The following is an 11,619-nucleotide window of genomic DNA, read 5'->3' as shown; positions in this document are numbered from 1 at the left end:
CATAGTGTCCTTTTTTCATGTGATTGATTTCATAAGCAAAATCTTTGATTCCCCAGTCATCGATTGAATCAATGCTTCCACCGTTGTTTGTAACAGTTGAATGCAAACGGTCTTGAACCTTTGCGAATTGAGCTTCATCTAAAGATGCTTTAACAATGTACATGATTTCGTATTTTTTCATGTGTACACCTCCCTTTGGACTTCGGTTTCTTTACTCAGAAACAGAGAGCAAGCACAAACTTGCTTATCTAATTTATCATGAAATCATACAAATGTAAAGAGCGAAATAAAGATTATTCCCCCATCTCGCTCATTAATTTTGCGTTTGCCATCATCAAACGAATACGATTTTCCTGATTCACTTTAGAAGCACTTGGATCATAATCGATTGCTACAATATTCGCATTGGGATATTGTTCCTTAATACGATGCACCATACCCTTGGCTACAATATGATTGGGTAAACAACCAAATGGCTGGGCACTGATTACATTGTTAACACCCGATTTAATCAAAGTAACGACTTCACTGGTCAATAACCATCCTTCTCCCATTTTCACACCTGGATTAATAAATGGTTTTCCATTTCGAATAACTTCTTCAAAATCATCTGGCGGAATAAAAGTTCCATCTTCTTGAACAATGACTCGGAATGTCTTTTGCATACGCATGATAACATCTTTACAAATACCGTAAATCCAATGTGTTTTCTTATGCATACGATAATATTCATAGTCAATTAAACCATTTTCCACGCAATATAGCGCAAAATCCATTACACCAGATAAAACGGGTTCAAAACCTTCTTCCATTAAATAGTCTTCTAAATTTCCATTACCCAATGGAGAATATTTCATATAGATTTCTCCAACAATTCCGATTCGAATTTTTTTCTGACTTCGATCTTGTTTCACATTCTTTAAACGAGAAATCATTTCTCGATATATTTTCTTTGATTTTTGGTAGCCACCGTTTTCAAATAATACAATTAAATCTTTGACAATGTCATCAATGACCTGATCGGTTTCTCCTTTATTTATTTCATAAGGCTTTACCTGGTTTTTTAACCACATTAAAGCATCGCCATATAACATTCCATAAATGATATGTAAAACCATTGGAATCGTAATCTCTAATCCACTATCTTCTTCTAATCCCGAAAAATTGACCGAAAGACAAGGAACTTTTTGTTCCCATCCCTCCATTTCCAATGCCTTTCTCAATAAAGAAATATAATTACTGGCCCGACATCCTCCTCCTGTTTGTGTCATTGCCAGACATACATGATCTAAATCATATTCACCACTTTTCAATGCGTCAATCAATTGCCCAATGACCAGCAAAGCCGGATAACAAGTGTCATTGTGTACATGAGCCAATCCTTCTTCACGTACTTGATCCGAACTATTTGTCAAAACTTTTACATTATAGCCACTCATTTTAAAAATAGGTGTCAATAATTTAAAGTGAATCGGAAGCATATTGGGTGCCAATATTAAATGATCGTCACGCATTTCCTTGGTAAATTTTGCGTATGCCATTTAATGTCCCTCCTTTTGTGCAATAGCTTCTTTCAATGAACGAAGACGAATACGAGCTGCTCCTAAGTTATCGATTTCATCAATTTTAATTTGTGTATAGAATTTATCTTGTTTTCGTAAAATATCACGAACTTCATCTGTTGTAATGGCATCAATTCCGCATCCAAAACTAACAAGTTGAACTAAATTCATATCGTCGTTTTCACAGACATAGTGAGCTGCCTGATATAGCCGAGCGTGGTATGTCCATTGATTGAGTACATTGACTTTATGGGCATCTTGTCTTGGAACGCTTTCTTCTGAAACAACTACAAATCCAAGTTGAGTTAATAATTGATTCATCTGGTGATTGATCAATGGATCCAGATGATATGGGCGTCCACATAAAACTACAATAGGAAGATGATGCTGACGCGCAAATTGAACAGCTTCTATGTGTTTGTTTACTAAATATTCTCTAAACAATTGATATTCTTCTTTTCCTTTTTCCAATGCAAGCAATACATCTTTTTTCTTAAATACAATACCAGCTTTTTTGAAATGTAACATCAAAGCATTCACAAAAGTAGAAGTATCATCAAAACTTAAAAATGGATAAATAATTTTTGTATTTTTTAAATCCATATTAGCAGCAATAACTTCTGGATAATATGCCACTAGTGGACAATTATAGTGATTATCCGATTGTTTTTCATCGACGTTATATGTCATACAAGGATAAAAAATTGTATCCACTTTTTTGATTAATTCTTCAATATGACCATGAACGACTTTAGCCGGAAAACAAGCTGTATCACTTGGAATGGACTGCTGGCCATTGTGATACATTTGTTTCGTAGTTGGACTTGACCAAATTACTTCATATCCCAATACATCAAAGAATTTAGTCCAGAAAGGTAATAAATCATAGTTATTTAACACCAGTGGCATACCAATTTTCTTTGTATGTGAATATTTTCCAATGATGCCTTGTAGAGCATTCATCTTTTCTTTATATAAATCTGGTAAATCCATTTTTTGTTTATGATTTTGAATCATTTTATCGCATTTATTTCCTGCAATTAATTTAGAACCATCTGAAAATGTATTTATAGTCAAAGAACAATGATTGGTACATCCTTGACACGCAACGGACTTGGATTCATGTGTAAATTGACAACATTGTTCATATGTTAAAATAGAACTCTTTTCTGGATGAAGGTCCTGTGCATATAAAGCGGCTCCATATGCGCCCATCAAATGCGCAATACTTGGTCGAATCACTTCTTTTTGTAATTCCATTTCAAAGCATCTTAGTACGGAATCATTTTGAAAAGTTCCACCTTGAACTACAATATGATTTCCAATGTCGTCTTTATTTTTAGCTCGAATCACTTTATAAAGTGCATTTTTTACCACAGAACGACAAAGCCCCGCTGAAATATCTTCCATGGTTGCCCCATTTTTCTGTGCCTGTTTGACACCTGAATTCATAAAAACAGTACAACGTGTCCCTAAATCCACTGGATGTTTGGATTTTAAACCAAGAACAGCAAATTCTTTTGCGTCATAGCCCAAAGACTTCGCAAAAGTTTCAATAAAGGATCCACATCCCGATGAACATGCTTCATTTAATACAATATCATCAATGTGTCCATCTCGTATTTTAAAACACTTAATATCTTGTCCTCCAATATCCAGAATATAATCAACTTCAGGATTGAATGTTTTAGCGGCTGTATAATGAGCCATAGTTTCCACAATTCCACCGTCTAAATGAAAAGCATGGCGCATGAGTTCTTCACCATAGCCCGTGGCATAGCTGCCTCCAATTTGAATATTGGGATTGATTTGATATATTGTTTTTAATTCTTCAAGTACCACATCCATTGGATTTCCTTTATTGGATGCATAGGATTGATATAATATTTCATGGTCTTCGCTTAATAAAACCAGTTTTGTTGTTGTTGAACCTGAATCAATTCCCAGATATGCTTTTTTGTCATAATCTTTTAAAGACGCATATTTGGCATCATGCGATTGATGACGCTTTATAAAAGCCTGATAATCTTCCTGGGTTTCAAACAAAGGAAGTGTTTGTTCCAAATGAATAGGTGCATTGACCAGTGAAATCAGTTTTTCTTCTAATTCTTCAAACGTGAATGTTTGTGTGGCACTTAAAGCTGTTCCCAAGGCCACAAAATGAATCGCTGTTTCTGGACAAATTATCTGGTTTTCTTCCATTTTTAATGTTTCTTTAAAACGATTTCTTAGTCCTTCTAAGAAATATAAAGGACCTCCTAAAAACAATAAATTCCCTTCAATTTTTCTTCCTTGTGCAAGCGAAGTAATGGTTTGATCGACAACGGCTTGAAAAATACTAGCACATAAATCCGCTTTATCTACGCCTTGATTAATTAAAGGCTGAATATCGGTTTTAGCAAAAACACCACATCGAGAAGCAATGGGATAGAGTCGATGATATTGTAGACTGGCCTGGTTCATTTCTTTTAAACTCATATCCAGTAAAGAAGCCATCTGATCAATGAAAGCTCCCGTTCCTCCTGCACATGTCGAATTCATTCTTTGTTCCATGCTTCCTTTAAAAAATAAAATTTTAGCGTCTTCTCCTCCTAATTCAATGGCAACATCGGTTTCAGGATAGAATACATGCACGGCTTTTGCGGATGAGAATACTTCCTGCACAAATGGCAGTTGTCCTTGTTCACTAAGTCCAATAGCACCGGATCCACTAATCGCAAATTCAAATCCATCTTTTGTATATTCTTTTAGCTCTCTTATTTTTTCTAAAGCTTTCTGGCGTACCTGGGCCATATGTCTTTGATAGCTTTTGTAACAAATATTGTTGTTTTCATCGATGACAACTGCTTTGATTGTCGTACTTCCTATATCAAATCCTATTTTATACTTCATATATATCTCCTAATTAATATTACTTATTATACTTTTTCATTTAAAAAATCAAGTAAAATGCTCATTTTTACTTTCATTTTCAAAATATTTACATCTTATATTTATTTATATGTTATCATGGATTTATTAGAAATGAGGTTTTTATATGAAGGACAAACTCACATCACTGGAGTGGAAGTGGATTATCTATGATATTGGAAATTCGGCTTTTATTTTACTATGTACAACAATTATTCCTATTTATTTTAATTCCATTTCATCATCTGCCGGTGTTAAAGAAAGTACGTATTTAACAAGCTGGTCTTATGCTACAAGCATTGCCACAATCATTGTGGCTGTATTAGGACCTATTCTGGGTACATTAGCTGACTACAAAGATCAAAAGAAAAAATATTTCTTCACTTCTGCTTTATTAGGGGCACTGGGATTGGCTTGTTTCTGGATTCCAGGGAACTGGAAAATCTTTTTGGTTTTGTATGTATTTGCCAAAGTGTTTTACAGTTTATCATTGGTTTTTTATGATTCGATGTTGAATGATGTAACAACAGATGCACGAATGGATAATGTTTCCAGCATTGGATATGCACTTGGATACATTGGAAGCTGTGTTCCCTTTATCATTAGTCTGGTTTTAGTATTAATGGGACCTTCTTTTGGTTTATCTACTTTCCATGCCATGATCATTGCTTTTGTTTTAAATGCCTTATGGTGGATTTGTTTTACCATTCCAATTGCTAAGTCATATCAACAAAAATCATATATTAAAAAACAAGAACATGTTGTCACACAAACATTTTCTCGTTTATATCATTCTTTAAAAAATGCGAAAAAAGATAAAAAGATTTTCTTATTCTTATTGGCTTTTTTCTTCTATATTGACGGTGTTTATACCATTATTGATGTTTCCACAGCCTATGGAACAAGTTTGGGCTTAGATACAACTGGTTTATTGCTGGCTTTATTAATGACACAAATTGTTGCCTTCCCAGCAAGTTTAATTTTTGGAAAGTTATCGAAGAAAGTAGATAGTGCAAAACTTATTAAAGTAGCCATTTTGGCTTATTTCTGTATTGCAGCTTTTGCGATTCAATTGGATCAGCAATGGGAATTCTGGTTGCTGGCTTTTGCGGTGGGATGTTTTCAAGGAGGTATTCAATCTCTTTCTCGTTCCTACTTTGCCAAAATCATTCCCGATGCTTCAAGTGGAGAATATTTTGGATTGTTTGATGTCTGTGGAAAAGGAGCTAGTTTTTTAGGAACTTTCTTAATTGGTTTTGTGACACAAGTCACTGGACATCAAAATCTGGGAGTTGCAGCTATTTCTGTTTTATTCCTGGTGGGATATTTTATTTTCAGCAAAGTCGCAAAAATGGATTAGAGATTCCTAATCCATTTTTCTTTGTTTTAAAAATAAAATAATGCCGGTACATATAATTATAATGTAGCCAATAAAGCTGGATGAACTTGGAATTTGATGAAATACCACATAGCTTAAAATTGCCGAAAAAATGACTTGTGAATAATCAAAAGCCGATATGTCTTTAGCAGGTGCATAGGCATAGGCAGCCGTAATAGAAAATTGACCACCAGCTGCACATAGTCCTGCACACAGTAACAATAGAATTTGCTGCAAAGTCATGGGATGGTAATTTAGTAATAAATATGGAAGTGTAACAAGACAGGAAAAAGCACTAAAGAAAAAAACAATCTTTTTTCCTTTTTCTTTTCGTAAAGACAAGGCTCTTACACATGTATAGGCACTTCCGGCTGCTATGGCTCCTGCAAATCCGATACAAGCTGGTATCATACTTGTAAAATCAAAGCTTGGTCGTATGATAAATAAACTACCAAAGAAGGCACATCCTACACATCCTATTTCAAATAGTGTTGTTTTTTCTTTTAAAAATAGAGAACTAAACAAGACTACAAAGAAAGGCGATAGTTTATTTAACATAGAGGCATCACTGATAATGAGATGATCTACTGCATAAAAATTACATAAAATTCCAATAGTTCCCAATGTACTTCTTAAAATTAATAGTGGAATGTTTTCTTTTTGGTAGTGAAGTTTTTCTTTTGACTTTAAAATCAAAATCAAGGCAAATATACAAGCGACTAAATTTCGAAAAAAACTTTTTTGAATGGATGGAATGTCTCCGGAACATTTCACAAAGACATTCATCATCGCAAAACAAAAGGCAGAACACGTAATATATAATATGCCTTTGGTTTTATCGGACATCTTTAAATACTTGCAAAGCCAGGCATCCCAATCCAGTATGAATGCCTACGGCACTGACTAAATCAATAATTTGAATTTGTGCATTTTCAATACGTGTTAAAATTTTTTCTTTGTATTCCTTTGCTTGTTCTATGCAATCGACATGGGCAATAATAAATGTATAAGAAGCATCCACTCCTTTTTGAATGATATGATCAATTACTGCATCCTGTGCTTTTTTCCATGTACGAACTTTTGCTAATGTATCCACTTTTCCATTTGTTTCTTTATTAATAAGACAAACCGGAACAATTTTTAATAATCCCGCTAAAGTTGCAGCAGCTGGTGTTAATCTTCCACCTCGTTTCATGTGTTGTAGATCTTTAAACATTAAAATAGTATCGGCGCTGTTTGCCATTTGATTTAAAGTGTCCATGATTTGATTCATATCACAATTGTTTTCAACCATTTCTTTGGCTACTTGAATCATACGTGTCTGTAAAACAGCTGTCACATAACAATCCACTCCAATAAATTTGAGTTCTAGTTGATTGGCAATCATTTCCATAGCATCAAAGCATCCTGATAGTCCTTTACAAATTGGAATGGCGAAAATTGTATCGTATCCATCTTCTTTAATTTGTTCAAAACAATCTTGAATATGTCCCAAACGTGGTAAAGAAGTTTTAAAAATTTTCTTTTCATGTAATTTTTGAATGACTTCTGCATAGGAAATTGTCACATATTCATCATACGAAATACCATCACATTCCAGTTGCAAAGGCAAACAATAAATATCTTCTTGTTTCCATTCTTCCGGTGTTCTTCCTGTTCCTGTATCCGTTACAAATGCGATTTTCATAAATTTATACTTCCTTTTCTTTTCTTTCGATATTCATTGTACTCCTTTTTGAATGGAATTACATTTCTTTTTGGTTTATAATGACGATATGAAACCATTTATAGAATTTCAAGATGTCAGAAAAACGTATACTATGGGTGAAATAAAAATCCATGCTATCGATGGGGTTTCCTTTACAATTGACAAAGGTGAATTTGTGATTATCTGCGGAGAATCTGGTGCTGGAAAGAGTACCATTTTAAATTTATTAGGGGGAATGGATACTGTAAGTGAAGGAAAAATCTTTGTCGATGGAAATGAAATCAGTCGTTATAATGAAAAGGAACTGACTTTGTATCGTCGTTATGATGTTGGTTTTGTTTTCCAGTTTTATAATCTGGTACAAAATTTAACACTTCGTGAAAACGTTGAATTGGCTTGTCAAATTTGTAAAAATGCCTTAGACATTGATCAAACCATTACTTCGGTAGGACTTAGTGAAAGAATTCATAACTTTCCGAGTCAGTTATCAGGAGGGGAACAACAGCGTGTAGCTATTGCCAGAGCCCTTGCGAAAAATCCAAAACTTCTTTTATGTGATGAACCAACGGGTGCTTTGGATTATCAAACGGGTAAACAAGTATTAAAGGTGTTGCAAGATGCTTGTAAAACTCAAAATAAAACGGTCATTGTCATTACACATAACTTGGCTTTGTGTCCAATGGGAGATAAAGTCATTAAAGTCAAGAGTGGAAAAATCGACAGTGTTACGCTCAATGAAAATCCAATGGATGTAGATAGGATTGAATACTAATGCCTAAGACTTTTATTAAAAACATAGTAATGGAAATTCGTCATTCCATTGGACGTTTTCTATCAATTTTATTGATTGTTGCCATTGGAACTGCTTTTTTTGCTGGTATTAAAGCCAGCGCTCCAGATATGAAAAACAGTGCCGATCAATATTTTGATACATATCACGTACAAGATATACAAATTTATTCAACCTTGGGTTTATACGACGATGACATAGAAAAAATTAAAGAAATTAATAATGTTAAAGATGCACAGGCTTCTTTTTCCATGGATGTATTGTGTCAGAAAGAATCTAGTGAACTTGTAATCAAAGTGATTTCGTATGCAGAAAATCAAAATCTGAATCAAATTCGATTGGTTGATGGTCGTATGCCAGAAAACGAAAATGAATGTCTGGTTCAAGCGGATAGTGCTACCAGTGAATTATATGGGGGTTTACAAATCGGAGATACGATTTCACTGTATTTAGAAGACCAGGATTTAAGGGATTCTTTAAAAAATGATACATATAAAATTGTTGGAAGCTGTTACAATCCCAATTATTTATCGTATGAATTGGGTTCTTCTTCCATTGGTTCTGGAACTGTCAATAGTTTTATTTATGTAATGGATTCCAATATAGTAGCGGATTATTATACAGAAGTTGATGTAGCTGTCGAAGGTTGTGAAGAATTGGATTCATATAGTGATGCCTACTTTGATTTAGTCAATCCTGTTTTAGAAGACATTGAAGAATTGGCACCGGAACAAATTAAAGCACGTATTCAAAAGAGTCAAGATGAATTAAATGAAGCTAAAGATAAATTATATGAAGAAATAAAGGCGGGACAGAAGAAATTGGATGAAGCACAGGCGCAAATTGATTCTGGACAATCTCAAATAGATTCTGGAATGGCTACTTTAGCTCAATCAAAAGCACAATTAGATGCGGGTTGGCAAGAATATAATGAAAATGCTCATGTTTATACGGATTTACAAACCGTTGAAAATGCTTTAGCACAGATTGAACAAGGAGAAGCGTCTTTATCGACTTTAGAAGCCAATAAAGCACAGCTTCAAAATGCGATTACGCAATTAGAATCGTTATATAAACAACTTGATTATATTGATTTTTATCAAAAAACATTAGATGCTTTGGATTGGCTGATTGAAAATGGATTAGCTACCGATGCCATTATTGCTCAAAGAGAACAATTAGCCACTCTGGTTCAAGCATTGGCTTCCAATACAAAAGAAAGTATTCAGGCACAAATTGATGAATGCAATGCAAATATTGCTTTAATTGATTCAACGATTGCTCAAATTCAGGAAGGTAGTGCACAAAAAGAAGAATTAATCAAGAATCGAGATTTGTTGCTGGATGCCAAAGCGCAATTAGATGTTGCGTATGCTCAATTAGTACAGGGACAGGCTCAATACGATAGTGGATTGGCTGCTCTTCAACAATCACAAAATGAATTGAATGAAGCAAAAGCTCAATTGGAAGATGGAAAAAAAGAATTAGAGGAAACAAAAGAAAAATATGAAAAAGAAATCCAGGAAGCTCAAGAAAAAATTGATTCTATCGAAGGTGAATGGATTGTCTTGGATCGTAATTCACATTATTCGTATCGAGACTATGGTGCATGTGCCGATCGAATGGATGGAATTGCCAAAGTTTTCCCTGTTTTCTTTTTCTTGGTTGCCGCTTTGGTTTGTATGACAACCATGACAAGAATGGTTGATGAACAGCGTAATGAAATTGGTACCTTAAAAGCTTTGGGGTATTCTAAAAATCAAATTATGAGTAAATATATTTTCTATGCTTTATTTGCCGGTATTTTAGGGTCTATATTGGGATGTTCCTTTGGAATGTATTTATTTCCTAAAGTCATTTTTGAAGCATGGAATACGATGTATAACTTAGAAACCATTTATTTTAAATTTCAGCCTGGTCTAATTGCCTTGGCTTCTATTTCCATGATTGGTGTTACTTTATTAGCCACTTATTTTTCTATTCAAAAAGAATTAAAAGAAGTTCCAAGTCAATTAATGCGTCCAAAAGCTGCCAAGGCCGGAAAGAAAATTTTATTAGAAAAGATTCCTTTTATCTGGAATCGATTGGCTTTTTTACATAAAGTCACGGCACGTAATTTATTCCGTTATAAAAAGCGTTTCTATATGACAATCATTGGTATTGCGGGTTGTTCTGCTTTATTAGTTGCTGGTTTTGGAATCAATGATAGTATTTCTGATATAGTCCATCAACAATATAATGAAATTTATCATTACAATGCTTCAGTTAAATTAAGTGGTCCAAGTACAAAAGAAATCAATCAATTAGATGGGATTTCATCGTATACAGTGGAAGAACAAATGGCTGTTACATCTTATTTTGATAATAAAGACATGAGTGTTACGGTTCATATTATTGATGATTTAGATTCTTGTGATGAATTCACAACATTTAAAGATGTCAATTCAAATAATGAATTGGATATGAAAGAAGATTCAATTTTTATTTCTCAGAAAATGGCTTCTAAGATGAATCTAGATGTAGGGGATACAATTTCTTTTAAAGACAGTAATGACAAAGAAATTTCTTGTAAGATTACTGGTATCTATGAAAACTATGTAGGTCATCATATTTTTGTTTCCAGAGAAACTTATCGTTCATGGAAGTCAAAAGCTGCTACTTCTTATACTTGTTTATTAAGACTGGATAATCAAGACGATGGTTTTGAAAAACAATTAGGAAATAAATTGATGAATATTGATAATGTAAAGAGTGTGACTTTCTATTCAAAATTAGAAGAAAACTTTACCAATATGATTTCTTCAATTTCAATGATTGTTGTTGTCCTGGTTATTTGTGCAGCTTCATTGGCTTTTGTAGTTTTGTATAATCTAAGTAACGTCAATATTTCAGAGCGAATCCGTGAAATTGCAACGATTAAAGTACTCGGCTTTTTACCACATGAAGTCAGTGCCTATGTCAATCGTGAAAGTACGTTATTAACGATTATAGGAGCTATCGCTGGTTTAATACTGGGAATTGGTCTTCATCATTTGATCATGAATTTAGCCGAGATGGATGACATTATGTTTGGTCGAACAATTAAGCCCTTGTCATTTGTGATTAGTTTTGGTTTAACTATCGTCTTTAATATTATCATCAACTTATTTATGCGTCGTAAATTAAAACAAGTGGAAATGGTGGAATCTTTAAAAGCTGTTGAATAAATAAAACAAATGGACCTCTAAAATTAGATGAGGTTTAGAAAAAAGCCAATTTAAAACCTTTGAGG

8 protein-coding genes are annotated in these 11,619 nt (G+C 33.8%); 3 read left to right on the top strand and 5 right to left on the bottom strand.

The genetic code is table 11. The features are described from left to right. From rpsF to ACI32A_RS03825, 3 genes are all read right to left on the bottom strand, one after another. Positions 1-181: 30S ribosomal protein S6 (rpsF, locus tag ACI32A_RS03835; RefSeq protein ID WP_439753705.1), on the bottom strand; the 181-nt coding region annotated here is incomplete at its 3' end. Between the two features lie 112 nt (positions 182-293). After that, on the bottom strand, positions 294-1,541 hold the full coding sequence (locus tag ACI32A_RS03830) for a 2-hydroxyglutaryl-CoA dehydratase (RefSeq protein WP_439753704.1): 1,248 nt from the start codon (positions 1,539-1,541) through the stop codon (positions 294-296). Then, positions 1,542-4,454 carry an acyl-CoA dehydratase activase gene (locus ACI32A_RS03825; protein WP_439753703.1) on the bottom strand — a complete coding sequence of 971 codons (2,913 nt, stop codon included), beginning with the start codon at positions 4,452-4,454 and terminating at the stop codon, positions 1,542-1,544. 145 nt (positions 4,455-4,599) lie between these two features. On the opposite strand from ACI32A_RS03825, the gene ACI32A_RS03820 reads away from it, so the two are divergent. Continuing rightward, entirely contained in the window at positions 4,600-5,832 is a 1,233-nt protein-coding gene (locus tag ACI32A_RS03820) for an MFS transporter (RefSeq protein WP_439753702.1), read from the top strand. A 6-nt stretch (positions 5,833-5,838) separates the two neighbouring features. On the opposite strand, the gene ACI32A_RS03815 is transcribed toward ACI32A_RS03820, so the two are convergent. Both ACI32A_RS03815 and ACI32A_RS03810 read right to left on the bottom strand, forming a co-directional pair. Further along, positions 5,839-6,696 (bottom strand): DMT family transporter, encoded by an 858-nt coding sequence (locus tag ACI32A_RS03815; protein WP_439753701.1) that lies wholly within the window; start codon positions 6,694-6,696, stop codon positions 5,839-5,841. Then, positions 6,686-7,537: a DegV family protein gene (locus ACI32A_RS03810; RefSeq protein WP_439753700.1), complete on the bottom strand. Its 852-nt coding sequence runs from the start codon at positions 7,535-7,537 to the stop codon at positions 6,686-6,688. Before ACI32A_RS03810 ends, ACI32A_RS03815 begins: the two co-directional genes overlap by 11 nt. Before the next feature lie 88 nt (positions 7,538-7,625). On the opposite strand from ACI32A_RS03810, the gene ACI32A_RS03805 reads away from it, so the two are divergent. Further along, positions 7,626-8,330, top strand: coding sequence for an ABC transporter ATP-binding protein (locus ACI32A_RS03805; protein ID WP_439753699.1), 705 nt, complete (start codon positions 7,626-7,628; stop codon positions 8,328-8,330). Then, positions 8,330-11,554: an FtsX-like permease family protein gene (locus ACI32A_RS03800; protein WP_439753698.1), complete on the top strand. Its 3,225-nt coding sequence runs from the start codon at positions 8,330-8,332 to the stop codon at positions 11,552-11,554. The genes ACI32A_RS03805 and ACI32A_RS03800 overlap by 1 nt, the downstream gene beginning before the upstream one ends. Positions 11,555-11,619 lie beyond the last annotated feature (65 nt).

The organism is Floccifex sp. (genome assembly GCF_051873555.1).
GTDB lineage: Bacteria > Bacillota_I > Bacilli_A > Erysipelotrichales > Erysipelotrichaceae > Floccifex.
The sequence above is the reverse complement of the archived record's forward strand: the minus strand, read 5'-3'. Positions and strand labels throughout refer to the sequence as shown.